Source organism: Paenibacillus sp. A14 (assembly GCF_036864815.1).
In the GTDB taxonomy this organism is placed as follows: domain Bacteria; phylum Bacillota; class Bacilli; order Paenibacillales; family Paenibacillaceae; genus Fontibacillus; species Fontibacillus sanfengchensis.
The window spans coordinates 410,540-435,617 of record NZ_JBAGJD010000004.1; the positions used below are offsets into that span (position 1 = coordinate 410,540).

General features: G+C 54.7%; 26 protein-coding genes and 1 riboswitch. Of the genes, 16 read left to right on the plus strand and 10 right to left on the minus strand.

What is annotated here, in order from left to right:
• Positions 1-165 precede the first annotated feature (165 nt).
• Both V4U88_RS13335 and V4U88_RS13340 read left to right on the plus strand, forming a co-directional pair.
• Positions 166-1,689, plus strand: a complete 1,524-nt coding sequence (locus V4U88_RS13335; RefSeq protein ID WP_334073741.1) for an MDR family MFS transporter — start codon at positions 166-168, stop codon at positions 1,687-1,689.
• Positions 1,690-1,760: 71 nt separating this feature from the next.
• Complete coding sequence (locus V4U88_RS13340; protein ID WP_334073742.1) at positions 1,761-2,003, plus strand: hypothetical protein; 243 nt, start codon at positions 1,761-1,763, stop codon at positions 2,001-2,003.
• An 89-nt stretch (positions 2,004-2,092) separates the two neighbouring features.
• Here the strand turns inward: V4U88_RS13340 and V4U88_RS13345 are convergent, their stop codons facing one another.
• On the minus strand, positions 2,093-3,061 hold the full coding sequence (locus tag V4U88_RS13345; protein WP_334073743.1) for a 2-hydroxyacid dehydrogenase: 969 nt from the start codon (positions 3,059-3,061) through the stop codon (positions 2,093-2,095).
• Positions 3,062-3,093: 32 nt separating this feature from the next.
• A complete protein-coding gene (queF, locus tag V4U88_RS13350) occupies positions 3,094-3,591 on the minus strand; it encodes a preQ(1) synthase (RefSeq protein WP_334073744.1) in 498 nt (165 codons plus the stop codon).
• 28 nt (positions 3,592-3,619) lie between these two features.
• Between queF and V4U88_RS13355 the strand changes: the two genes are divergently transcribed.
• Positions 3,620-3,793 (plus strand): hypothetical protein, encoded by a 174-nt coding sequence (locus tag V4U88_RS13355; protein ID WP_334073745.1) that lies wholly within the window; start codon positions 3,620-3,622, stop codon positions 3,791-3,793.
• Positions 3,794-3,906: 113 nt separating this feature from the next.
• Here the strand turns inward: V4U88_RS13355 and queE are convergent, their stop codons facing one another.
• The 3 genes from queE to queC are packed head-to-tail and all read right to left on the minus strand — an operon-like array spanning position 3,907 to position 5,856.
• Entirely contained in the window at positions 3,907-4,659 is a 753-nt protein-coding gene (gene queE, locus V4U88_RS13360; protein WP_334073746.1) for a 7-carboxy-7-deazaguanine synthase QueE, read from the minus strand.
• Positions 4,652-5,146, minus strand: a complete 495-nt coding sequence (gene queD, locus V4U88_RS13365) for a 6-carboxytetrahydropterin synthase QueD (protein ID WP_334073747.1) — start codon at positions 5,144-5,146, stop codon at positions 4,652-4,654. Before queD ends, queE begins: the two co-directional genes overlap by 8 nt.
• Positions 5,143-5,856, minus strand: a complete 714-nt coding sequence (gene queC, locus V4U88_RS13370; RefSeq protein ID WP_334073748.1) for a 7-cyano-7-deazaguanine synthase QueC — start codon at positions 5,854-5,856, stop codon at positions 5,143-5,145. The genes queD and queC overlap by 4 nt, the downstream gene beginning before the upstream one ends.
• 126 nt (positions 5,857-5,982) lie before the next feature.
• Positions 5,983-6,026: riboswitch (PreQ1 riboswitch) on the minus strand.
• A 191-nt stretch (positions 6,027-6,217) separates the two neighbouring features.
• Here queC and V4U88_RS13375 point away from each other — a divergent pair.
• Both V4U88_RS13375 and V4U88_RS13380 read left to right on the plus strand, forming a co-directional pair.
• Positions 6,218-7,720, plus strand: a complete 1,503-nt coding sequence (locus V4U88_RS13375) for a copper amine oxidase N-terminal domain-containing protein (protein ID WP_334073749.1) — start codon at positions 6,218-6,220, stop codon at positions 7,718-7,720.
• A 133-nt stretch (positions 7,721-7,853) separates the two neighbouring features.
• On the plus strand, positions 7,854-8,870 hold the full coding sequence (locus V4U88_RS13380) for an ABC transporter substrate-binding protein (RefSeq protein ID WP_334073750.1): 1,017 nt from the start codon (positions 7,854-7,856) through the stop codon (positions 8,868-8,870).
• A gap of 178 nt (positions 8,871-9,048) precedes the next feature.
• Here the strand turns inward: V4U88_RS13380 and V4U88_RS13385 are convergent, their stop codons facing one another.
• Both V4U88_RS13385 and V4U88_RS13390 read right to left on the minus strand, forming a co-directional pair.
• Positions 9,049-9,933 (minus strand): TIGR03943 family putative permease subunit, encoded by an 885-nt coding sequence (locus V4U88_RS13385; RefSeq protein WP_334073751.1) that lies wholly within the window; start codon positions 9,931-9,933, stop codon positions 9,049-9,051.
• A 15-nt stretch (positions 9,934-9,948) separates the two neighbouring features.
• Entirely contained in the window at positions 9,949-10,962 is a 1,014-nt protein-coding gene (locus V4U88_RS13390) for a permease (RefSeq protein ID WP_334073752.1), read from the minus strand.
• Between the two features lie 208 nt (positions 10,963-11,170).
• Between V4U88_RS13390 and V4U88_RS13395 the strand changes: the two genes are divergently transcribed.
• From V4U88_RS13395 to V4U88_RS13415, 5 genes are read left to right on the plus strand one after another with little or no spacing between them, the layout of a single operon-like run.
• Positions 11,171-12,385: a GTP-binding protein gene (locus V4U88_RS13395; protein WP_334073753.1), complete on the plus strand. Its 1,215-nt coding sequence runs from the start codon at positions 11,171-11,173 to the stop codon at positions 12,383-12,385.
• 42 nt (positions 12,386-12,427) lie between these two features.
• Positions 12,428-12,577, plus strand: a complete 150-nt coding sequence (gene rpmG, locus V4U88_RS13400) for a 50S ribosomal protein L33 (protein ID WP_148450702.1) — start codon at positions 12,428-12,430, stop codon at positions 12,575-12,577.
• 17 nt (positions 12,578-12,594) lie between these two features.
• On the plus strand, positions 12,595-13,311 hold the full coding sequence (locus V4U88_RS13405; RefSeq protein WP_334073754.1) for a metal ABC transporter ATP-binding protein: 717 nt from the start codon (positions 12,595-12,597) through the stop codon (positions 13,309-13,311).
• On the plus strand, positions 13,248-14,123 hold the full coding sequence (locus V4U88_RS13410) for a metal ABC transporter permease (RefSeq protein ID WP_334073977.1): 876 nt from the start codon (positions 13,248-13,250) through the stop codon (positions 14,121-14,123). The genes V4U88_RS13405 and V4U88_RS13410 overlap by 64 nt, the downstream gene beginning before the upstream one ends.
• Entirely contained in the window at positions 14,120-15,244 is a 1,125-nt protein-coding gene (locus tag V4U88_RS13415; RefSeq protein ID WP_334073755.1) for a metal ABC transporter substrate-binding protein, read from the plus strand. Before V4U88_RS13410 ends, V4U88_RS13415 begins: the two co-directional genes overlap by 4 nt.
• 45 nt (positions 15,245-15,289) lie before the next feature.
• Here the strand turns inward: V4U88_RS13415 and speD are convergent, their stop codons facing one another.
• Together speD and V4U88_RS13425 are read right to left on the minus strand one after the other, a co-directional pair.
• Positions 15,290-16,096 carry an adenosylmethionine decarboxylase gene (gene speD / locus V4U88_RS13420; protein ID WP_334073756.1) on the minus strand — a complete coding sequence of 269 codons (807 nt, stop codon included), beginning with the start codon at positions 16,094-16,096 and terminating at the stop codon, positions 15,290-15,292.
• Between the two features lie 626 nt (positions 16,097-16,722).
• Positions 16,723-17,841, minus strand: a complete 1,119-nt coding sequence (locus tag V4U88_RS13425; protein WP_334073757.1) for a saccharopine dehydrogenase family protein — start codon at positions 17,839-17,841, stop codon at positions 16,723-16,725.
• Positions 17,842-18,071: 230 nt separating this feature from the next.
• Between V4U88_RS13425 and V4U88_RS13430 the strand changes: the two genes are divergently transcribed.
• The 6 genes from V4U88_RS13430 to sdaAA all read left to right on the plus strand — a co-directional run bounded on the left by V4U88_RS13430 (position 18,072) and on the right by sdaAA (position 24,290).
• Positions 18,072-19,802 (plus strand): cellulase family glycosylhydrolase, encoded by a 1,731-nt coding sequence (locus V4U88_RS13430; RefSeq protein WP_334073758.1) that lies wholly within the window; start codon positions 18,072-18,074, stop codon positions 19,800-19,802.
• 202 nt (positions 19,803-20,004) lie between these two features.
• Positions 20,005-20,781, plus strand: a complete 777-nt coding sequence (locus V4U88_RS13435; protein WP_334073759.1) for an ABC transporter permease — start codon at positions 20,005-20,007, stop codon at positions 20,779-20,781.
• On the plus strand, positions 20,778-21,578 hold the full coding sequence (locus V4U88_RS13440; protein ID WP_334073760.1) for an ABC transporter permease: 801 nt from the start codon (positions 20,778-20,780) through the stop codon (positions 21,576-21,578). The genes V4U88_RS13435 and V4U88_RS13440 overlap by 4 nt, the downstream gene beginning before the upstream one ends.
• Positions 21,579-21,593: 15 nt before the next feature.
• Positions 21,594-22,583: an ABC transporter ATP-binding protein gene (locus V4U88_RS13445; protein ID WP_334073761.1), complete on the plus strand. Its 990-nt coding sequence runs from the start codon at positions 21,594-21,596 to the stop codon at positions 22,581-22,583.
• Between the two features lie 121 nt (positions 22,584-22,704).
• Entirely contained in the window at positions 22,705-23,370 is a 666-nt protein-coding gene (gene sdaAB, locus V4U88_RS13450) for an L-serine ammonia-lyase, iron-sulfur-dependent subunit beta (RefSeq protein ID WP_334073762.1), read from the plus strand.
• 38 nt (positions 23,371-23,408) lie between these two features.
• Complete coding sequence (sdaAA, locus tag V4U88_RS13455; RefSeq protein ID WP_334073763.1) at positions 23,409-24,290, plus strand: L-serine ammonia-lyase, iron-sulfur-dependent, subunit alpha; 882 nt, start codon at positions 23,409-23,411, stop codon at positions 24,288-24,290.
• Positions 24,291-24,320: 30 nt separating this feature from the next.
• Here the strand turns inward: sdaAA and V4U88_RS13460 are convergent, their stop codons facing one another.
• Complete coding sequence (locus V4U88_RS13460) at positions 24,321-24,905, minus strand: TIGR00730 family Rossman fold protein (protein WP_334073764.1); 585 nt, start codon at positions 24,903-24,905, stop codon at positions 24,321-24,323.
• Positions 24,906-25,078: the final 173 nt, after the last annotated feature.

Here is a 25,078-nt window from a genome sequence, read left to right on the forward strand (position 1 = left end):
TTCCTTTCCTAATTGGACTTATGATAAATAATAGGTTACTACTTCTCGCGGAGAAAAAAAAGAAGCTGTCGCGTTACGCGTCAAGGGAGTTTACTTTTTTCCATATTTCACTAAACTATTATTATTGTTGTTGTTTAAATTTGAATAGATTCGGGAGGTTGCAGCGTGGCCGTTGAGAAAAAAGATTCGACGAAGTTTATTTTGATCGGCTTGATGTTGGCGATACTGATGTCGGCTATGGACAATACCATCGTCACGACCGCGATGGGAACGATCGTTTCCGAGCTCGGGGGGATGGACCAGTTCGTATGGGTGACGTCATCGTACATGGTCGCGGTGATGGCAGGAACGCCGATTTTCGGGAAGCTGTCCGATATGTACGGGCGGAAGCGGTTCTTTCTATTCGGTATCATTACCTTTTTGGTCGGTTCGATATTATGCGGAATCGCGCAAAGCATCGTCCAACTCAGCATATTCCGTGCGATCCAGGGGATTGGAGGCGGGGCTTTGATGCCGATTGCTTTCACGATTATCTATGATATTTTCCCCCCGGAGAAACGGGGCAAAATGACGGGGCTGATGGGAGCGGTGTTCGGCACGTCGAGCATCTTCGGTCCGCTTCTGGGGGCCTATATCACAGATACATTGGGCTGGAATTGGGTCTTTTACATCAATGTGCCGATCGGTCTGGTTTCTTTGGCCTTTATCGTTCCGTTTTATAAGGAATCCCTGTCGCATGCCAAACAGCAGATCGATTGGGCAGGAGCGTTTTCGCTTGTCGGATCGGTCGTATGCCTGATGTTTGCGCTGGAGTTGGGCGGACAGCAATATGCCTGGAATTCCGGCGTGATTCTTGGGTTGTTTACCGGCTTCGCCATCCTGTTTATTATCTTTTTGTTTGCGGAAAAAAGCGCGAACGAGCCGATTATCTCTTTCGGCATGTTCAGGAACCGGCTCTACGCGACGAGCAGCCTGTTGGCCTTGTTTTACGGTTCCGTTTTTATCGTGGCTACCGTTTATATTCCGATTTACGTTCAAGGGGTGTTCGGCGGGAGTGCGACGAATTCGGGGTTGATTCTGATGCCGATGATGGTCGGCTCGGTCGTGGGAAGTATGATGGGCGGTATGCTCACGTCCCGGTTGTCTTACAAGTCGATCATGCTGATCTCGGCCGTGTTTTTCGTTTCCGGCTTTTTTGCGCTCGGCACGCTTTCGGGCGATTCCTCGCGGGTTTTACTGACAGTATACAGCGTGATCAGCGGGTTTGGGGTCGGGTTCTCCTTCTCCGTGCTCGGTATGGCCGCCGTTCATCCGTTCGATATGAGCAAGCGCGGTGCGGCGACCTCGACCAACTCATTTTTGCGGTCTTTGGGCATGACGCTGGGAATCACGATTTTCGGCATTCTGCAGAGAAATTTGATGAACGCCAACATGGAGTCGGCCTTCCGGGGAATGGGAGGACAGGCAGGGATGGATTTCGGAGATACGCGTGAAGCGCTGTCGCCCGAGAAGCGGGCTTTGATCCCGCCTGACATTCTGGACAAAGTCACGGATGCCCTGTCTTCATCCATCGCCCATACGTTTATGTGGACGCTTGTCCCGGCGATACTGGCGGCGATTGTGGTGCTTGGCATGCCGGGGGATCGACTGCTGGCAAACCGGCGGGAAGCCTCCAAGCCCCGCGGCTAGCCCGCGCCAAGTGTTTACCGCGTTCGAATTTGAGGTATAAAGGGAATAATACCCGGAACGAGGTGAGTAGGATGGCGGATGCAAAAAGAAAGCCGGATGACCCGCGGGCGAGAGAAGGAGCCCTGCCGGGGAGAGACCACCCCGAGCAGTATCCCACGGATCGGCCCAACCTGTTCGATCTCCATGAAAGCGAGCAAAATGTCGATCCGATCCCGGTCGAGGACTTGAACCTGGAGGTTCGGGAGGAACGGGACAAGGAAGCGACGAAACAGGCGTCCTCCAGCGAGCGCAAGTACCATACCGGCTTCGAGTAAGCCATTATGCAGAAAAATCCTCCGGTCGTCCCATTGTCCGCCTGCTCGGACGTGGAAACCGGAGGATTTTTTTATGATAGCCGAAGCGTCTACTTCAGTTCCTTGACTATGTTCGGGGGCGTTTGCCCTTTCAGCGCGAGGACCAGGTTTTGGGCGGCGACCATCGCCATCTGGTTTCGCGTACTCTCCGTCGCGGAGCCGATATGAGGCAAAGTCACCACATTCGGCATCGAAAGGAGCGGATGGTCCGCCGCAACCGGCTCATGCTCAAACACGTCCAGGCCGGCTCCATAAATCCGCCCGCTGTTCAGCGCCTCGAAGAGAGCGGACTCGTCCACGGCGGCGCCGCGGGAAGCATTGATGAAAATCGCCGTTTTCTTCATCAGGGCAAATTCCGCCGCCCCAATCAGCCCTTTGGTTTCGGGCGTCAACGGAGTCATAAGCACGACAAAATCCGCTTCCCGCAGCAGTTCGGGCAGGGAGAGATAAACGGCATCAAGGGCGGCCTCCGCTTCCGGTTTCCGGTGCCGGTTGTGGTAGAGCACGCTCATGCCGAAACCGAATTTGCCGCGCCGGGCCACCGCTTCGCCAATTCCGCCCATGCCGACGATGCCCAGCTTTTTATGGTGGACGTCCAGGCCGAACAGAACCTCGTCGTCGCCCCGCCGCCATCGGCCTTCTTTGACATACCGGTCCAGTTCGGGAATCCGGCGGGCCGTCGACAGGATCAGGCCCATGATCAGGTCGGCGACCGTTTCGTCCAGCACTTCCGGCGTGTTCATGCCGATGATGCCTCTAGCCTTCATCGCCGCCAAATCAAAGTTGTTGTATCCGACGCTTATGGTGCTCACGGCCCGCAAACGGGGAGCGTGGGCAAGCAGTTCGGCGTTGATTTCCACGCTGGAGGTCAAGAGACCTTCCGCTTCTCCCAGGCGTTCGAGCAAGCGTTCCCGCGGAATCGGGCCGCCACCTTCCCATTTGTCCACGAGGCAATGTTCTTTCAGATAGGCTTTCGCCTCATCCGGAATGTGACGGGCTACAAAAATAGTCGGCTTCATGCAAAACTCCTTCCTTCTGATCCGGAGGCCGCCTAGCGGTTATCCACTTTTTCGGGATACATGTCGTGATTCAGCAGCCGGTGCTCCGCTATGGTCTCGTATTTGGTGCCGGGGCGGCCGTAATTGCAGAAAGGATCGATGGAGATGCCGCCGCGCGGCGTGAATTTACCCCATACTTCGATATATTTGGGGTCCATCAGCCGGATCAGATCGTTCATGATAATATTAACGCAATCCTCGTGAAAATCCCCATGATTTCGAAAACTGAACAAATAAAGCTTCAGTGATTTGCTCTCCACCATTTTGATGTCCGGCATGTAGCTGATATAAATGGTGGCGAAATCCGGCTGTCCTGTGATCGGACAGAGGCTCGTAAATTCCGGGCAGTTAAATTTGACGAAGTAATCCCGGTACGGATGCTTGTTATCGAAGCTTTCCAACACTTCGGGCGCGTATGTGACGGGGTATTTGACCCCTTGATTGCCAAGCAGGGTTACATGCTGCATGTCTTCGGGCTGTCTTCCTGACATTGAAAAGCCTCCTTAGGTGGGAAAATTAGTGTCTGCTGAGTTGCTGACGCTGGAAATCGAAATAGCTATGGCTGGAATAGCTGGAATAGCTGGATTTTCTCCCGTTAAAATTCCGTTCTTGGCCCTTGGATTCGATTTAGCTGGAAAAGTTCCATCTATTTCGGCGCTCAATCGCCGATCAACGCAATTTCGGGCAAATTAGCTGGATGTTTTCCAGTTAATTCGTTTCTCCAGCCGTATCGCGCCAAATTAGCGGGACAAAATCCCGTTATTTGAACCAGCCAGCCAAAGAAACTGCAATTCCCGAGCGGGGCCTCAGACCCCCCGCTTGTTGCCCCACACCAGCGCGTGGAGCTGGGGCAGGACCCGCACCTCGTTCAGGTCGGCCGAGTCCATCACCCGGTCGATCAGCCGCTCGTAGCGGTCCAGCAAATCCGCCGCATGCGCCAGGGTGTCCATCCGCCGCACGTCCGGATTGCCGACCTGCAAATACATCGCCACGCCCGGGTAGCGGGTATGCACCCGCTTGGCGTAAGCCAGGTCGACATCGTCAAAGACGACGACTTTGAGGCTCACCGCCAAGGGGGCCGGACGGGCCGCGAGCCTCGTGACGATGTCGTCCAGTGCCGCCCAGTCGGTGTCCATGCCCGAGCTGGGCGGTTTCGGCGAGATCGTCACCTGGTCGATCTCGGCCAGCCAATCCTGCCAGCGGGAGCCCTGGGTCTCGACCGCCACGGCGAAGCCTTCGCGGCGGAGCAGGGACACCAGGCCGGCAAGCTGCGGCAGGAGGGCGGGATTGCCGCCCGACAGCGTGACGTGCGAGAAGCGGCGGCCGCCGAGCGCGCGCAGCTCGCCGAGGATATCCGCCGGGGTCAGCCGGCGGATATGCGCATTGGCGCTGCCGTCCCAGGTAAAGGCGGAGTCGCACCACGCGCAGCGGTAATCGCAGCCCGCCGTCCGGACGAACATGGTCTTCTGGCCGATGACCATGCCTTCGCCCTGAACGGTCGGGCCGAAGATTTCGAGGACGGGGATCGGCGGCGATGAGGCGCGTTCCGCGTTATTCATCGCCCATCCACTCCCGTCTCGCTTCGGCATAGCTGTTCGGCGTTTCGTACAGCCGAACGAACTCGGTCCGTGCTTCCGCTGCAGCATCGCGGTAGCGCTCCGAGTTTAAGGCCGCCTCCATCTTTTCGTAAAGCCATACGACCATATTTTCGGCCGTCGTGTTCATCGGTGGCAGCGTCTCGTTCAAGTAGCGGTGATCCAGGAAGCCTTCGATTTCCGCCTTCCAGATCTGCTTGATCGTGCCGAAATCGATAGAGATCCCCCGCTTGTCGGGGATGGCGCTGAGGCCGAAGACGACTTTGTACGTGTGGCCGTGCAGATTTTTGCATTTCCCCTCATAGGCATGCAAATGATGGGCCGCGTCAAACGTAAATTCTTTGCTGACAAGCACGCGGCGCCGGTGATAGCGGAGCTGGCTTTCGTCAATGTCCCGGCCCAGCGCCTGCAGCTTGTCGACAATGCGGAATTCTCCGGGCATCCGGCTCATCGGGAATCCTCCTTCCGGACCGGTGGCGCGGCTTCCGCCGCTATAGCGCTTCGGGCCGCGTTCCGTCTTTCCAGATACGTTTCCATGCCGGCTCTTCTCAGCTTGCAGGCGGGGCATTGTCCGCATCCGTTGCCCAGGATGCCGTTGTAGCAGGTCAATGTGCGCTCGCGGACAAAGTCAAACGCCTCGAGGTCATCGGCAAGCCTCCACGTTTCGGCTTTATCGATCCACATAAGCGGAGTATGAATGACAAAAGCATGGTCCATCGCCAGATTCAAGGTGACATTCAGCGACTTTATGAAGGCATCGCGGCAGTCCGGGTATCCGCTGAAATCGGTCTCGCACACGCCGGTCACCAGATGGCGGGCGCCGATGCCTTTGGCGAGCACGGCGGCAAAGCTGAGGAACAAGTGGTTCCGGCCCTCCACAAAAGTGCTGGGCAGTTCCCCTTCCTCGTGGGAAATCGGGATGTCGCCTCGGGTAAGCGCGTTTTGGGTCAACTGGCCCAGCAGGCTCATGTCGAGCCGCGTCCATTTCACCCCGAGCTCTTCGGCAATCTCCTTGGCACATTCGATCTCAAGGCGGTGCCGCTGGCCGTAATCGAAGGTGACCGCTTCAACCTCACGGAACTCCTTCAGCGCCCAAAACAGGCAGGTCGTACTGTCTTGACCTCCGCTGAACACGACAAGTGCTTTTTCATTTTTGAGCATAAAAAAACCTCTCATTCTTCATAGATTTAACCCGTGGCCAGGCTAGGCCTTTCCGGATCCAAAGAAAGAGAGTTCTTGAACTTTCGCCGCAAAAAAAACAAACCCTGGCTGTACATCAAAAACAGGGCGCCATTAGTTTTTTATAGAGGGAGTTCGCGAACCTCTCCCATGCTTTGAGGCATGGACTTTCTCCAATGGTTACGGGGCGTGGCCCCGAGGACCATTATACCACACTGCGGGTCCGCGAGGGGTTGGGGTAAAATTTGGGATCAGTATGAAAAAAAGCTTTTTTTCTCTATTTACAAGCCTAACCCCGTGGATGATAATGGAAGGATAACTAGGAAGGAAGGTGAAAATTTTAATGAAAAGAAACAAAATAAAGTGGCTGGCGCTCCCTCTAGCGTTGATCTTGGTCGTTCTTGCGGGTTGCCAGGCCGTAGCCGGATTTGATATCAACAAGGCGCTGCTCCAAAGTGTGAAGGTCACATCCAGCGAATCCAAACAGTCCATGTCGGTTGAATTGGTTCCGGTCAACGGGACGATTTCCGCCGAGGACCGGAAGGTTATCGATCTTATCAATTCCATTAAACTTACCTTAGACAGTGCGAAAGTTCAGGATATGAACCATGTTTCGATAAAAGGGGCCGTAGGCTACCAGGACAAGAAGCTGCCGTTCCATCTGTCCATGGACGATAAAGGCATGGCGATCCAGGTTGAAGGCGCCAAACAGCCAATATACATAGGGCTCGACCCGGCGATGGATGGAATGCCGGACATGACGGCGTACCGTGGACAAATGCAGCAGCTTTCCGAAAAGGCTGCCGAGTTTTTCCTAAAGCATTTGCCGAACCCAAGCCAAATTTCCGTAAAAAATGCCCGGGAAACGGTGAACGGAGAAGCTGTGGATTTAACGCATCTGCAGGTGGAAATCCGCGGGGATGAGCTGATCGGTCTGATCAAGCCTTTCCTGACCAGCCTCGCGAAGGATGAGCAGGGCATCAAGGATCTCATCGGGAAAGCCTACGACGTGATTTATCCAATGTTGACCGAAATGGGCGGCGATTTGGGAGCCAGCGGTTTCCTGCCGGAATCCAAGGAAGCGACCGTGGCCGCGCTATCGGCTGCGTTTCAGGAGGAATTGAACAAATTGCTGGCTGATTACGACAAGGACCTGAAGGATCTTTTGGCGGAGACGCCGGAGCTCTCGACCGTTTTCGGCAAGGACACCGTTCTGAAGCTGGGCATTTATTTTGACAGCAAGCTAAACATCCGCAAGGAGAATGCGGAGTTGACCATCGCTCTGCCGGCTGCCGAGGATCTGCCGATTCAGGCCGTGAAGCTGCGGATGGACAGCGAATTGTGGAATATCGGGGGAACGGTGAACGCCGAACCGGTAAATACAGCCGCCGGGGTGCTCGATGTCATGGAAGGAACAGTGACGCCGGGACAGCTTCTGCGTAACTTTGACAGCAATTCGGAAGTTTACAAACTTTTGAAGAATGAGATGAAGATCACGAACAAACTGATTTTTGTTGACCCGTACAATGATTACTACGGCGTAACTTCCAAGAACAACACTTCGTTCATTCCGCTCCGCTATTTGTCCGAGCAATTTGATGCCCAGGTAAAATGGAACAGCGGCGCGAATCAAATCGTCATTACGGACGATATTACGGGCGGGCAAATTATCGTGAAGATAGGCGCGAAGCAAGCTACGGTGAACGGCCAGACCGTGAATTTGGGCCAGCCGGCGTTTGTGGACAGCGATGGAACGACCTACGTGCCGCTGCGCTTTATCGCGGAATCGCTCGGAGCCACGGTGACTGTCGATAGCGAAGGCTTCATTACTATTGAGCGTCCATAATATTGAACTATAAAAGTAACCCTGTCAGCAACAGTGACAGGGTTACTTTTTTGTGGACAATTCCTACTGTCATGAGATATGATGTGATTCAGAAAATGATAATCATTATCAATGATGATGGAGGGTCAACGATATGCGTTTTAGAAAGTCCAGTTTGTTGTCTTTGACAGCGATTCTTCTGGTCTCGATCGTTCTTGCCGCTTGCGGAAGCCAAAACGGCGGAGGGGGCGGAAATACATCGGCGGAACAAAATAGCCAGGCCGGGGGCAATCAAGCTTCTGGCGGGAATACCGAACAGGCGGAAACCAAAGTGTTCAAAGATCTGAAAGGGGATGTGACGGTTCCGACGAATCCGCAGCGGATCGTATCCATCACGCACTTGGGCGATTTGGCCGCGCTCGGCGTTAAACCGGTCGGCGCCGGATCTGTAGCGCTGGAGAACTCCATTCTTTTGAAGGATGAACTCGAAGGTGTGGCGAATGTCGGGGACGTCTCCATGGAGAAGGTGCTGGAGCTCAATCCGGATCTCATTATCGTGCCGTCCTATTTGCCGGCGGACAATGTGGAGCAGTTGAAAAAGATCGCTCCGGTGGTTACGCTCGCCACGACCGGTTGGGAAGGGATCGACCCGTTGGAGGAAGTAAAAACGCTGGGCGAATTGCTCGGCAAGCAGAAGGAAGCGGAGGAATTCATTACCCGTTACAAGCAGAAAGCGGAAGAGGCCAGGAAGAAAATCCAGGAAGTGATCGGTCTGGACGAGAAGATCGGAACGTATTCCATCTGGGCGAAAAACTTCTGGGTATGGCCTAAGACGAGAGACGCCGGATATAACCTGTATGAAATGTTCGGGCTTAAGCCGCTGCCGAAAATTGAAACTGAAGCCTTCTCGGGACAGGGGATCGATATTTCCCTGGAGGTCTTGTCCGACTATGCGGCCGATCACATGTTTGTGACGGTTTACGAGCCTGACGGCGGGGCGGAGCGCGCCAAGGAAATCATGAACGGTGCGGTCTGGAAGAACCTCCCGGCCGTGAAGAACAATCATGTCTATATGCTGGATATGAAAGAATTCTGGATGGTGGATGGTCTGAACCTGGAGAAACAGGTTGATATTTTGACGGAGCTTATTTTGAGCCAGAATAAAAAATAGACCGCAAACCCTTGCACAGGGCTGGTGATTCGCAATGTCACAACTGCGAATCGCCAGCCCTGTGTTTATTTGTTTATCCGCGCGGCGGGGTTCCCGCGGTTTCCCTGGCCGTCCGCCGCATAGGGCCCTTATCCGCCTGACCAGCTTCATAGGGAAGATGGCACCGGCCGAGAGCCGGTCAAAGGGGAGGATCCAAACTCTGAAGGTACTCCATGACCGCGTTGCTGTTCAGGAACACATAAGGCGAATCAGGACGGGGGATCTCGGTGACGCGTTCCGCGGAGATCGTGATGATTTCTTTTCCTTTATGCGCCCCGGTCCGCAGGGTACCCTCGACCTCGATCCAGGCGTCATTTTGCAATGATGGCAGCGGTTCTCGAGAAATGACCGGAACGCCGAACGGATAAGCATCCGCCGTGCAGCACTGCACCAGGAAGCGGCTCAACACGAATTCCGTCCGCTCCGGCGCCTCTTTCTTCTGATAGACGAAGCCGCTCAGCTTGATTTTTTTGCCCCGGAAGTCCTCTTTAAAAAGCTCAATCGCCCCGATCATCTCCGAAAAAATCTCCGGCTTGACCTCAATGACGTCCTGAACGTAAAGCCGCTTGGCGAGTTCTGCGAACTCCTCGTTGTATTTGTCCGGCGCCTTGAACTTGCCGTCGAGCTGTTCCCGGCTGAGCACCGGCGAGCCAAGGATCATCCCTTTCCGGGAAGCGGCCGCACCGTCCAGCGCCTGGTCGGGAAGGACCAGACCCAGCAGGAGCGGGGTCAGGAACAAGGCATAGGCCAACGCATGCTTGAATCCGGAACCGGTGACGGTATGATCCGAGCCGCATTCGCACACTGCGCCGTTTCCTTTGGCGAAAAAGGCATGATACACCAGCGTCACGGCGACGAGGACCAGCGGGATGACGCTCAAGCGGAGCCAAAGGCGCATCTCGGGCGCGACATAAAACTGCAGCTTCCCCGAGGCGGCAAGGTGAGAAATATACAGGGCGAAGCCCAACAGGATGAGTGCACGGAGGAGGTAGTGACGTTTGGCGGCGGCAGCATCGGATTTCAAGGCGGGGTCCTCCTTTTATGTGAAATAGAAAGCATCCACGGCGACGGCGCCGATAAAGACGACCGCAAAGATTAGAAAGGCTAAGTACAGGACGAATTTCGTTTTGAAGACGGAAAGCAGCATCAGCGTGTTTTTAAAGTCCAGCATCGGCCCGAAGACGAGAAAGGCGAGCAAAGATCCGGACGAGAAAGTCGTAAGAAACGTCTGCGCCACGAAAGCGTCGGAGGTGGAGCAGAGGGACAGCAGGTAGGCGAAGCCCATCATGAACATATAGGAGCTGACCGGACCGCTTCCGATATTCGTCAGGCTTTCCTTGGCGACGAACGACTGGATGCCGGCCGTAATCAGGCAGCCGACGAGCAAGTATTTGCCCATATCGAAAAATTCATCGGAGGTATGGACAAAGACGGCCGCCCATTTACTTCCGCGAGGCCGGTCCGCAACCTCCGTTCCTCCGCCGGACACGGGGGTCATCGTATTTCGGGTGAGCTTGAGCGGAGAGCTCTTCCATGTGGCATAAATCATGAATCCGATGGAAGCGGACACCAGGAAGGCCAGTCCCATCCGCGCATACACCATTTCGGGATATAGACGGAAAGCCATGTAAGTCGCGCCGTAAACGACGGGATTAATGATCGGTCCCGATAGAATAAAGACGATGGCGATGTAGACGGGCATTCCTTTTTGAATAAGCCTGCGGATCAGCGGAATCATGCCGCATTCGCAGATCGGAAAGACGAGCCCCAGGACGCAGGCGGCGAGAATACCGGCCGCGGGATTTTTGGGAATCCACTTGTCCAGCGCCTCTTCGGTGACGAAGAGGTGGAGCAGCGAGGACAACAGCGACCCTAACAGCACGAACGGCAGGGCTTCCAGGAGAATCCCGAGGAAGCTTGTCCGAAACGTTTGCAGAAAGGACAGATCAAGGGAAGGCAGCAGTTGAGGCAAAATAACGGTCAGACAGGCCAAGGTAAACGCGGCCGGAATCAGAACCGGAAGCAGACGGAGCGGCGCGGGCTTGTTGATCATTGGATATCCCCTCTTTTGGACAGTTAATCATAATCATTACTATTTAAGGAGAAGGCACTTAAGAACGAAAAACCGAAAAATTTACAAAAATAAATAGAGCGGATACCCGATTTTTCGGGAAGCGGTCGTTGACAAACCGGGAGGGCGGTATTATAGTAGTGTTTGTTAATCGTAATAATTACGAATAAACAACAAAGGAGTTGTTCTTTTGAGAGATAGCAAAACGATTCCGGTTACTGTGCTTTGCGGCTATTTGGGTTCGGGAAAAACGACGCTGCTCAACCATATTTTGAATCACCGCGGCGGGATGAAGGTGGCCGTCATCGTCAATGACATGAGCGAGATCAATATCGATGCGGGTTTGATCCAAAACGGGGCGAACTTATCGCGGACCGAGGAGAAGTTGGTCGAACTTTCCAACGGCTGCATCTGCTGTACGCTCCGGGATGATTTGCTTCAGGAGGTTCAGCGCTTGGCGGCCGAAGGAAGGTTCGATTATATATTGATCGAATCCACCGGGATCAGTGAGCCGGTCCCGATTGCGCAGACCTTTACATACGCGGATCCGGAGACGGGGATTGATCTGACCGCCGTGGCGAAACTGGACTGCATGGTTACCGTGGTGGATGCTTACCGGTTCTGGCATGATTTCTCCTCCGGGGAAACTTTGCTGGATCGGGGGCAGGCTGCGGGGGAAGAGGATACCCGGGATGTCGTCGATTTGTTGATTGACCAAATAGAAACTTGCGATGTCCTGATTCTGAATAAGTGCGATCTGGTGGATGAAGAAGAACTGAACGAGCTGGAAGGGGTGCTCCGCAAGCTGCAGCCGACCGCCAAGCTGATCCGCGCCGCTCACGGGGCGGTGGACCCGGGCGAGATTTTGAATACCGGATTGTTCGATTTTGAACAAGCGAGCTTGTCCGCCGGCTGGATCAAGGAGCTGGAGAAAGAGGAGCATACCCCGGAAACGGAGGAGTACGGGATCAGTTCCTTCGTTTACCGGCGGAAGCTGCCGTTTCATCCCGAACGGCTCTTCGGCTTTATGGCCGAATGGCCGACGGAAGTCGTGCGGGCTAAAGGCCTGGTATGGCTGGCCACCGGTCAGGATTTGGCCGCCAGTTTAAGCCAGGCCGGACCCTCCATTCAGTTCGGACCGGCCGGGCAGTGGGTGGCGTCTTTGCCGGAAGAGGACCGTCAGGCGGTATTTCGGGAAGAGCCGGAGGTCTGGCGCAAATGGGATCCGGTTTGGGGAGACCGCCTGAATGAAATCGTCATGATCGGTATGGACATGGATCGAAGCCATCTTGAAGCGGAGCTCGACCGGTGCTTGCTGACGCCAGAGGAGATGGAGCTGGAGTGGTCGGAGTTTCATAATCCGCTGCCGTGGATTTCCGCGGAGGATTACGCGGGCATCCGGTAAGAACATGACGGGCGAAATCAAGAGATGAAGGAGGTGGACAGCATGCGGGTCGTGGTAACCCTGGCTTGTACCGAATGCGGCGACCGGAACTATACGACAACCAAGAATAAAAAAACACATCCGGAACGCCTGGAATTGCGCAAATACTCACCAAGACTGAAGAAATACACCATTCATAGAGAAACCAGATAAGAAAGGTTTGACTTGAGATGATTCTATCTTCCGTACGGGATGTGGTGTTCGGTTATGGCGACGCCCCTGTTTTAAACGGAATTTCCCTGGAAATTCATGCGGGGGAATTCGTGGGCATTACCGGCCCGAACGGGGCCGCCAAAACGACCCTGCTGAAACTGATGCTCGGCCTGCTTAAACCTTGGCGGGGAGAGGTGGTCATCCGTGAAGAGGCTCTGGGGCAAGACGGGCTGAGGATCGGTTACGTCCCGCAGCAGGTCGCTTCCTTTAATAGCGGATTCCCCAGCACGGTGCTGGAACTGGTCAAATCGGGGTGTTATTCCCGGCTGGGCCTGTTCAAGCGGTTTGGACCGGAGCACGAGGCGCTGGTCGAGCGCTGCCTTAAGCAGGTGGGGATGTGGGAATACCGCCACCGGAGAATCGGCGAACTGTCGGGAGGACAGAAGCAGCGGATTTGCCTCGCCCGGGCACTGGCCGGGGAGCCGAATGTGCTGATTTTGGATGAGCCTGCGACCGGGATGGACCGGGAGAGCAGGATCGGGTTTTACCGGCTCATGCGGCATTATGTCTCCGAGCATGGCATCACGGTCATCATGGTGACGCATGGGCTGGAGGAGGCCCAGCCCTTTCTGGACCGGATCATCTCATTGGAGCAACAGGAAAGCGAGGACTGGACATGTTTGACTACGAGTTCATGCGGCGCGCGTTTTGGGCCGGCGCTTTTCTCGGAATAATCGCGCCGATGCTGGGCGTCTACTTGATGCTTCGGCGGCAGGCGCTGATGGCCGACACGCTGTCGCACGTCTCGCTGGCCGGAGTGGCCTTGGGCTCGCTGGTTTCCATGGACCCGCTGCTTTCCGGGTTCGCGGCCGCTGTCACCGGGGGGATCGCCGTGGAATATCTGCGCCGCACCTATCGGTCATATAGCGAGGTTCCGGTCGCTATTATTATGACTTCCGGCCTTGCCTTGGCGATCGTGCTGATGAGTCTGCAAACAAGCTTGAACAAAAGCTTCACTTCTTATTTGTTCGGCTCCATCGTGGCCGTCAGCCCGCTGCAGCTCTGGGTCATCGGCGGGATTGCGGCGGCGGGTCTCATTTATTTTGCGGTATTAAGAAGGCCGCTTTACAACCTGACCTTTGACGAGGAAACGGCCCGGATCGCGGGAACCCGAGTGAAGGCTTTATCCTTTTCCTTCGCGGTTTTGACCGGGATGACGGTGGCCGCAGCGATGCCGATTGTCGGCGTTCTGCTCGTCTCTTCGCTGATGGTGCTGCCGGCCTCCCTGGCGCTGCGCATCTCCGGCGGCTTTGCCTCCGCGATGGTCATTGCGGTCGGAACCGGGCTTGCCGGTATTTTTAGCGGGCTGACGGCTTCCTATTATACGGATACACCGCCCGGAGGGACGATTGCCCTGATTTTACTTTTGTTTTTAGTGGCGGGGATCGCCGTGAAAAAGGGAGTCGTCTATGCGAAAAAACGCAGACATCCGCTCAACCCGGAGCAGTTCTACTCAGAAAATAAAGCAAAGGAGAATGCCTCATGAAGATGAAAAAACTCGCATGGTCCGCCCTGCTGTTTAGTTTAATGCTGGTGATTTCGGCCTGCGGAGCCAAAGGAGGGGCGGGAGGCGCCGATCAGGCCGCGCCGGAAGCGCGGGATACGGCTGCTTCCGCGCCGGAGGTCCGGGAGAAGCTGAAAGTGCAAGCCAGCTTCTACCCGATGTATGAGTTTGCCAAACAAGTTGCCGGCGGCCTGGCGGAAGTCGAGCTGCTCGTACCGGCGGGCGTGGAGCCGCATGACTGGGAGCCCGCGCCCTCGGACATGAAGAAGATTGAGGAAGCGGACGCGCTGGTCTACAATGGCGCCGGCATGGAAAGCTGGATCGACCAGGTGCTTGGTGCCGTAAACAACGATAAGCTGGTCAAGATCGAAGCGAGTCACGGCATCGATGTCCTGGAGAGCTCGGAAGGCCACAGCCATGGGCAGGACGAAGGGGAGCACGCCCACGAGCATGGGGAGGAAGCCGGGCATGAGCATGAAGGCGAAGCCGAGGCGCATTCCCATGAAGATCATGAACATGCGGAAGGCGAAGCCCATCAGGAAGAGGGCCATGAGCACAGTCATGAACACGACCATGGAGGCCTTGATCCTCACGTTTGGCTGTCCCCCGTGTTGGCGATCCGGGAAGTCCGCAATATTGAGGCCGGGCTGTCGGAGGCCGCTCCGGAACATAAGGAACAATTCAAGAAAAACGCGGACGCCTATATCGCCAAGCTGGAGCAACTGGATCAGGAGTTTAAGGACGGTCTTGCCGATGCCAAACGCAAGGATTTTATTACCCAGCACGCAGCCTTCGGTTATTTGGCCAAGGCATATGGCTTGACCCAGGTCCCGATCGCCGGGCTTTCGCCGGACCAGGAGCCGTCTGCGTCCCGGATGGCCGAAATCGTAGCTTTCGCAAAAGAGCATAAAGTGAAAACGATCTTATTCGAAACGATCGTTTCTTCCAAGGTTGCGGAGACGATCGCGCAAGAGATTGGCGCGAAGACCGCGGTGTTGAATCCGATCGAAGGACTGACGGACGAGGATAAAGCCGGCAATTTGGATTATATCGGCATAATGCGTTCAAATCTGGCGGCGCTGAAGGCGGCGCTTCAGGAATAGTACATATAGGCTGTTCCAACTAAAACATGACCGGCCCAGGGCCGGTCATGTGATGTTTTTACCGTAAAATATTTCATCCATCTCGATCTTCAGACGCTCCGTGATTTCATCCTGCTCCCGCAAACTGAGCTGATCCTTGGTGTAGCCGAACAGATAGTTGTTCAAATCGAATTCGCGCAGTTTGCATTTCGTGTGAAAGATATGCTCCTGATAGACATTGACATCAATCATATGATACTCTTCCAACACTTCGTCCGGGATGTAGTTTTGAATGGAACTGATCTCATGGTCGATAAATAGTTTCTGTCCGTTAATGTCCCGGGTGAAGCCTCTGACACGGTAGTCGATCGTCATGATGTCGGTGTCGAACGAGTGGATCAGATAATTGAGCGCCTTCAGCGGTGAAATCTCCCCGCAGGTGGAAACATCGATATCGGCCCGAAAGGTACTGATCCCTTCATTCGGGTCATATTCCGGGTACGTATGAACGGTGATATGGCTTTTGTCCAACTGAATGACCACATTATCCGGCAAAGGTCCGGGCGATTCCTCGTACGATTCGTTCGGGATCTCAACGACCGGTCCCTCGGAGACGAGCACGGTTACGCTGGCTCCTTGAGGCACATAGTCCTGCTTAGCCACATTGAGGACATGCGCGCCGATAATCTCGGCGACCGTCGTCAATATTTTCGTCAGCCGGTCCGAATTGTACTGCTCATCAATATATGCGATATACGCCTCACGCTCTTCTTTGGTTCTCGTGTAACAGATGTCGTACATATTAAAGCTCAGCGATTTGGTGAGATTGTTGAACTCGTGGAGCTGAATCCGCTGCTCTTGGGTCAGTTTCATAAGGGAAATCCCCCTTCGGCTAGTCTCCCGGTAGTGTGATTGCATTTCCTTACTTTTATACCCAATTTGGCGGGGAAAAACACTGGCAGGACAGAATCGGACAAATCGGATTCGCCAAAGAGGGAGATAGATGGTTTGGGAGATACGTTGCCAACATCACAAGTGTAGATATAAAGCGCCACCACCGTCGGAGTCTGCACACTAACGGGAAAACCTCCCGTTAATGCACCGTTCTTGGCTCTAGGATCGGATTTAGCTGGAAAAGTTCCAGCTATTTCGCGGCCCAATTGTCGATAAACCTAATTTCAGGCGGATTAACGGGAGTTTTTCCAGCTAAATTGCCTTTGCAGCCCCGTAGGCACCAATTAACGGGAAGAATTCCCTTTAATTTGAACCAAACCAAGCTGTAAGCCAAGCCTGTGAAAAGCCCCTTCACATCGCTGTCCAATAGGCAAATCAACAGTTCAATCTAGGGTCTTACTTCTTACTCTTGGGAAAAAGAGAGTCAACCCTGATTTCGGGGTCCACCCCGGGCTATAATGCTCTTTACGACCTATGATTTGCGCGGAACCAAATCGGAATATAACAGCGGGCCAAAAGGCACTTATTTCGGCGGGAGGTATGGGCTAATCCCCGGAAAACGAGACGGTAACTCCCATCAAACGCATATCTTCGATCAACCGGCCGACCTGAACCAGATTAGCCTGGAAATGCAAGCCGGGCCTCCGGATAGAACCGTCCAGGTATTGCAAAAGACAGGCGGCGACGGGGATCGCCGTAAGCTGATAGCCGTCCTCATGATCGAGCGATCCGGTGAAGGCGGCGGGGCGGCCGTTCTTGACTCCTTTGGCCTCCAATTTGATCACCGTCCCGTAAGGCGGCTTGCTGAATCGCAGCAGCCCCCAATGCATCCATTTGCCGATCCATTGCGAGGCGTGGCGGGGGAAAAGCCGGAAGGCGATCATCCCCAAGGGAATGACTACCCAATCGACAAAGCCGTTAAAGCCTCCGACATAAAAGCCCGTCTCCTTCAGGCCCGGGTAGCGGACGGGAAGCTCGCGCATTTCCTCCAGCATCATGGCCGTACACCGGTTAACACCGAAGGGGTGGCCGAAATCCATTTTCCGCATGCCGCCTTTTTTCCAGCGCCCATCGGAGAAATAGGCCGCGTTAAAATCTTTGAGCTCGTCAACCAGCTCCAAAATGGTGGCCCGCGTCGGATTCAGGGCCGGCCAATCGATGCGGATGACGCTGCCTACCTCGGCGGTCTCCAGATGATCCAGGCTGTCGGCCGCCTGGTGAACAAGTACGGCGGCCAAGCCGGGGTGAAAGCCGCCGTCCGTAATGAAGCAGCGGCCCGCCTGAAGGACGGCCGACTCCAGGCTTTTCAAAACGTCCAATTTATGAGAGGAGTACTGTATATCCAGATAATCCGTCGCGGTTTCCAGGGCGGCGGCGGCGATTTCCCGGGTATACTGGGATGTGCTTGAGGCGACCACGACGAGATCCGCCCTTGCGAACACCTTGATTAGGGTTGAGGTCTGCGCCGCGTCGGCATATTGCCCTTCGACCCTGCCGCTGCCGGATCGGGCGTTAAGTTCGGCGGCAGCCTCCTTTGCCTTGGCCTCATTCCGGCCTGCCAGAATGAGTTGAGCCGAGGTGCGCTGCACCAGCAGCCGGGCGATCATATATCCCGTAATCCCGTATCCGCCAAGGATAACAATGGTTTTTGTGTTATTTTTCACAAAATCAGTCCTGTCCCGTTAGATTAGGAACTGCTCCTGCTTTTAACTCTATCATGGGAAATTAGCCGGTGAACATAGGAAGTATTGAAAAAAATGACAAAAGGAAAACATACAATTTATATATGATTTTATTTAAAATTATTACGGTATTTTTGCGCAAGCGAAATATGGTAGGGTATTAAATGGAAACGCTTTCAAAATTTCGATAATTCACAGGAGGGATTTTGAAGATGAAAAAAAGGCATTACCGACCATTTCTGTCGCTGGCGTTGGCTGCTGTGATGCTGGTGACGGCCTTCTCGGCAACGGCATCGGCGGACCCCAAAAACGAAAAGGCTTCCAAGCCTGCCGCAAAAACCGGCATACAGGCCTACGTGGAAAATATGCAGCCGGGCTGGAATCTGGGTAATACGCTGGACTCGACGGGCAATGACGAAACATCCTGGGGCAATCCCCGCGTAACCAAACAACTGATTCAACAAATTGCGGCCCAAGGCTATAAGAGTATCCGTATTCCGGTAACCTGGGACCAGCATATCGGAGGAGCTCCGGGATATACGATCGATCCCGCTTACATGAATCGCGTGGAAGAGGTCGTCGATTGGGCGCTGGACGCCAAACTCTATGTCATGATCAATATCCACCATGATTCGTGGATCTGGGTCAGCCATATGGAAAAAAAACATGATGAAGTGATGGCGCGGTATCAGGCGGTCTGGACGCAAATTGCCGATCGGTTCAAAAACCACTCCAATAAATTGATGTTTGAAGCCATCAACGAGCCCCGATTTACGGACGGGGGAACGACAGATCATGCGAAGCAGCATGCCATGCTGAAAGAGCTGATCACCTCGTTCCATAAGATCGTCAGAAATTCCGGCGGGAACAACGCCGATCGCCCGTTGGTCATCCCTACGCGGGAAACTTCCCCGGCCCAGGAGGACCTGAATGAGCTGTACAATACGATCGTCAAGCTGAATGATCCCAATCTCATCGCAACGGTCCACTATTATGGGTTCTGGCCGTTCAGCGTGAACATTGCCGGTTACTACAAGCTGGAGAAAGATACCTTGAACGATTTGACCACCACGTTCAACAATGTCCACAATACGCTGGTGGCCAAAGGGATTCCGGTCATTCTCGGCGAATACGGCCTACTCGGCTTCGATAAGCACACCGGAGTGATCGAGCAGGGGGAGAAACTGAAGTTTTTTGAGATTTTGACCCACTATCTGAAAGAGAAGAACATTACGCATATGCTGTGGGATAACGGCCAGCATTTCAACCGGACGGCACATCAATGGAATGATGCGGAGCTGTTTAATATTATGAAAGCCGGCTGGAAAAACGGGCGCGCCTCGACGGCGGATACGGATCTGGTCCACTTGAAAAAAGGCGGTACGGTCCAGGACGCCAAGGTGAAGCTGAACTTGAACGGCAATAAGCTTACAGGGCTATGGGTCGGCGGCGACCATCTCGTTGAGGGCACCGATTACACATTAAACGGCGAGGAATTGACGATCAAGGCTGCCCGTCTCTCCAAGCTGATCGCCTCCGGCCAACTGGGGCAGAACGCCGTCTTGAACGCCAAGTTTAACCAGGGACCGGATTGGAGATTCAAGGTTATCGTCTTCGAGAAACCGGTGCTCGGCAATGCGACGGGAACCACCGAGAAATTTGCCGTTCCTGTCGACTTCAAAGGCAACCAGTTAGCCACGATGGAAGCCGTATACGCCGACGGAAAAAATGCCGGTCCGCAGGACTGGACGTCCTACAAGGAATTCGGATATGCGTTCTCTCCGTCCTACGACACCAAGGAAATTCAACTGCTGTCCAACTTCTTTAAGGAAGTAAAAGATGGAGAAGTCCAACTGAAATTCCACTACTGGAGCGGGGAAATCGTCAGCTACAAAATTACGAAATCGGGCACAAATGTGACCGGTCAACCGGCAGGGAATTAATAAGAGAGAAATTAACAAGTTGCGGGTTGCGGGAAAGGGGATTCCTGCGCAGCCCGCACTTTTCTTTATATACGTATTTATTTTCCCGAAAAAAGGCATTGTCTCCCTTGGTAAATTAAGGTATGATAGAATCCTTCTCACAAAAATCGCCTTGTCTGAAGTGGACGGAAGAGCCGTCCAATACGCTTATCGGAGGTGCTTCATGCTTTATTTCACATTGGCTTCCAAAGCCTATGCCCGCAATTTGCAGTACCGGAGTGCACATATGGTGCACAATCTCGCGAGCGCGATGTTCGGCTTCATGTACGCCTGCATCTGGATCGGGCTCGGCAGGGACCATCCCCTGGGAGATTACGGAACCGAAGGAATGGTGAGTTACATCTCTTTTACGCAGACGCTCCTTTGGGTCACCAGTTTTATCTCCAACGGCCTCGGCATTCCCCAATCCGTCAGAACCGGCCAAATCTCGCTCGATTTGATGCGGCCCGTTCATTTGTTCAGCCATATGATGGCCAAGGAATGGGGCCAAATCGCCTATCAATTCGTGTATAAGTCCATCCCGATCTATCTCCTGTACGTTTTAGTCTTCTCTCTTCAACTTCCCGATCAAGGCGTGACTTATTTGTATACGGTCCTTAGTGTGCTGGGAGCCGCATACTTGTCCATCTGCATCAACTACCTTATCGGTGTCAGCGCGCTGTGGACGACCGAGTCCTCCTGGCTGTACTGGGGGAACCATGCCCTGATTAATCTGCTGGCGGGATTTTTTATTCCGCTCGAGTGGCTGCCCCGCTGGCTTGAACAGATCGCCTGGATGTCGCCCTACCCGTATCTGCTTTATGCGCCGACCACGATCTATCTCGGTATGGGTGACCCAAGGATGCTTTGGGGGACCTTGCTATGGTGCGGCTTGCTCACTGCAACTTGTTTGCTGGCCACCCGGCTGCTGCGCAGGAAAGTGGAGGTGCAGGGCGGATGAAGGCGGAGAACTGGCTTAAATTGTACCGATTGCTGATCCGGACCAGCATCCGCAGCCGGATGCAGTATAAATTTAATTTCGTCCTCGCCTCTTTGCTAGCGGCCCTGATCCAGATCTCCGAATTTCTGGTGATCGCGATCGTGCTGCATAAATTCGGAGCGATTCAGGGCTGGTCGCTGTATGAGGTCGGATACTTGTTCGCGGTCATCACGCTATCCAAAACGGTATACCGCACATTTGCGGACGAGGTGCACCATCTGGAGAAATACCTCGTCAGCGGCGACTTCGATCAGCTCCTGACCCGGCCTATCCCTGTCCTTCTCGCGTTGATGCCGCAAAACTTCCGGATTATGCTCGGCGAGGTTTTGCAGGGCGGGTTTATTTTGTGCTGGTCGCTGGCAGGAATGATGAGGGCAGGGCAGGTGGGCTGGACCGCAGTGCCGCTTACTCTGATGACCGTTCTGACGGGTGCGGTTATTTTGTTCTCCATCGGCCTTGCTACGGCCACGATCGGATTTTGGACAACCCGGATCGAGGAACTGCAGAACCTTACAGAGGATGCCGCGCGAACGGCGGCGCAGTATCCGCTGACACTGTACCCGAAGTGGATGTCCTCAGTGCTGCTGGTGCTGATTCCGGTGGGATTCGTAAACTATGTGCCGTCCCTGTACATCCTCCGCGGCGAGCTTGGCGTTTGGGCGCTTGCGGCAGTAGTCGGGGTTGCGGCCTTGTGCCTCGGAGGAAGTTTGCTGTTTTGGCGATTCGGTATAACCAAGTATCAGAGTACGGGAAGCTAAGGAGGTTTTGGAACGATGATTGAGGCAAGAGACTTGCATAAGGAGTTTAAAACGGCCGTCGTCAAGGAAGGGCGATTTTCCGGGCTGCGGACGTTGTTCTCCAGGGAATACCGGATAAAGGAAGCTGTACGGGGCATTAGTTTTCAAGTTGAACGGGGAGAATTTGTCGGCTATATCGGTCCGAACGGAGCCGGAAAGTCGACCACTATCAAGATGCTTACGGGCATTTTGCATCCGACCTCCGGCGAAGTCACCGTGGGCGGATATAATCCGCACCGGGAACGCCGGAAGGCGGTCAGGCAGCTGGGGGTGGTGTTCGGGCAGCGCAGCCAGCTTTGGTGGGACTTGCCGGTTAAAGATTCCTACGACATCCTGGCCGAGATGTACGGAGTAACGGCCATGGAGAAACGGCAAAGGCTCGGCGGCTTTGCCGAGCTCTTGGACCTGCACGAATTTTGGCATACCCCCGTCCGGAAGCTGTCGCTCGGTCAGCGGATGCGGGCGGACATTGCCGCCGCCCTGCTGCATGATCCCGAGCTGCTGTTTCTCGACGAGCCGACGATCGGACTTGACGTCCATGCCAAAGTAAGCATCCGGGAATTTTTGCGGGTGCTGAATCGGGATTTCGGGAAGACGATCCTCCTGACCACCCACGATATGGATGATATTGAGCAGTTGTGCGGCCGCGTGATGGTCATCAATCACGGAGCATTGACCTACGACGGGTCCATTCCCTCGCTGCGGGAAACGATCGGCTTGCCGACGCGGATGACCCTGAAATTCCGGGGGCCTTTCCAAGTCCCGGAAAGCTCCGAGGTTTCCGCTTCAACCGGGGGAGTTCGGATCATCGGTGTCGAGGGCGATACGGTTCGTCTGGAGGCGGACCGCCGGGAAATCCGGACGGTGGACATTATCCGGGAATTGGATGGTTGGGGAGAGATCGATGACGTCTCCATGGAGGAGCCGGAATTTGAGGAGATCATCCGCCGCTTCTCGTCTTCCTGAATCATGCCCTTGCCGCGAGACGACCGGCCTTATTCAGTCCCTTTTTCAGAAATTCATAGCAAAGGGCCGAGTTCCGGGGTAAGCTTAACAAAGGGATCACCAATACCGGAGGGATCAAAAGATGCGGTTTAAAAATGTATTTTCAATTATAGGACCGGCCATGGTCGGTCCCTCGAGCTCCCATACCGCCGGAGCGGTAAGAATCGGGAGGTTTGCCCGTCAACTGCTGGGTGAACCGCCCAAGGAAGCCCGAATCTGCTTTTACGGCTCGTTCGCGGAAACCTACAAGGGGCATGGCACGGACCTCGCCGTCGTCGGGGGAATCCTCGATTATCGCACGGATGACGAGCGGATTCGCCGCTCGCTGCAGATCGCGGAAGATTCGGGGATACAGGTGCAGTTTAGCACCGGAACGGCTCCCGGACTCCATCCGAATACGGTGAAAATCGTGCTGTCCGCAGGGGAAAAAACCTGCGAAGTGACCGGGGCTTCCATCGGCGGGGGGACGATTTCCATCCGGCAAATGAACGGTTTCGAAGCCAAGTGTTCGGGAGAGCTCCCGACCCTGGTCGTCGAGCATGCGGACCGGCAGGGCGTGTTGGCCGGAATTACCGCACTTTTCAGCCGTGAAGATGTGAACATCGGGTATATTAATACGGACCGTAAGGGGAGAACGGGCGAAGCCCTGACGGTCGTGGAGGCGGATCAAGTTATTCCGGATTCGCTGATTGGCGAAATCTCGGCTCTGCCCCATATCAGCCGGGTTTCTCTTATACATCTCACTTAATAAAAAGGCAGTTTAACCTAACTTAAGGAGCGGGTAAGATGCGTTTTCGGAATTTAAGGGAGCTCATCGAAGTATGTCGGTCGGAATCCAAAACGATTTCGCAAATTATGCTGGAGGATCAGGCCGAGGAGAGCGGTCAGCCGGAAGCCGAAATCATGGCCGTGATGACGGAGTATTATCAGATTATGAAAACGGCCGTTCATAAAGGCTTGACCGAGGAAGTCACCTCCATGAGCGGATTGACGGGCGGGGATGCGAAGCGCGTGGAAGCCTACCGCAAAACCGCGGATCCTTCGGCCGGCGATATCGCCTGCCAGGCCATGGCCTACGCCTTGGCCGTTTCCGAGGTCAACGCTTCCATGGGCCGGATTGTCGCGACGCCGACGGCGGGCTCCTGCGGCGTTATTCCCGGCGTCTTCGTCAGTGCGCAGGAACGGTTCGGCTGGCCTGACGAGCACCTGGTGCGCGGTCTGTTCTGCGCCGGGGCCATCGGCTATGTCATCGCCAACAATTCCTTTATTTCCGGCGCGGAAGGCGGCTGCCAAGCGGAAATCGGCTCGGCCATCGGCATGGCGGCCGGGGCCATGGTGGAGCTGCGCGGCGGCAGTCCGGAACAGGCGGTGCACGCGGTGGGACTGGCCCTGAAAAACACGCTCGGCCTGATCTGCGACCCGGTGGGCGGCTTGGTGGAGATTCCCTGCATCGTCCGCAACGGTTTCGGGGCGGTCAACGCGATGGCGGCCGCCGATATGGCTCTGGCCGGCGTCAAGAGCGCCATTCCTTCCGACGAGGTGATCGACGTGATGCTCGAGGTCGGTTCTTCGATGCCGAGCCGCCACCGGGAGACGGCCCAGGGCGGGTTGGCCCAGACGCCGACGGGCCGCAAGATCATGAAGGAATTGCGGGCAAGAAAAAAATAGCGGGCCGCGGCCCGCTATTTTTGTGCCCTATCATAGTTGTCGTTCCGACTTTAAAAAGGTTTTGACGGCCGGAGGCTCATAGGTCCCGAATTGATCCAGCAAACCTCCCGGCGTCACGTCGGATAAAACCATGGACCGGAATTTCTCCTGAATAAACTGTTCATCGGTCATATGGTTGAAGAGCTTGATCAGGAGATCGTAGTACCCCCCGAGGTTAAGCAGGCCGCAAGGCTTGCGGTGGAGGCCCAACTGGCCCCAGGTGAAAATCTCGAAAAATTCGTCCATCGTTCCCGCACCGCCGGGAAGGACGATGAAGCCGTCGGCGATCTCGGCCATTTTGCCTTTGCGTTCATGCATCGTATCGACGATGATCAACTCGGACAGGTTCTTATGGGCGATCTCCCGATCCTGCAAAAACACGGGAAGAACCCCGATGACTTCACCGCCTTCTTCCAGAACGGCATCGGCCACCGCCCCCATCAGCCCAACGCTTGAACCGCCGTAGACCAGGGAAAGCCCCCTTGTGGCCAGTTCTCTGCCCAAAGCGATGGCTCCTTGCTTATATTCGTCTTTTGCCCCGAAGCTCGATCCGCAAAATACGGCTATTTTTTTCATCCCATCGCCTCCTATATAATCTATCCGAATTATAGCATGACACTGTCATCCCCGTTTAAACAAAAAGACTCGGACCATGTTCTCAACCGCCGGTTGAAAGCTGCGGAAAATTCAAATGCCAGGTTATTGTGCTGCCGCTTCTTTATCCCCTAAAATGGGCTAGAGAAAAGGAG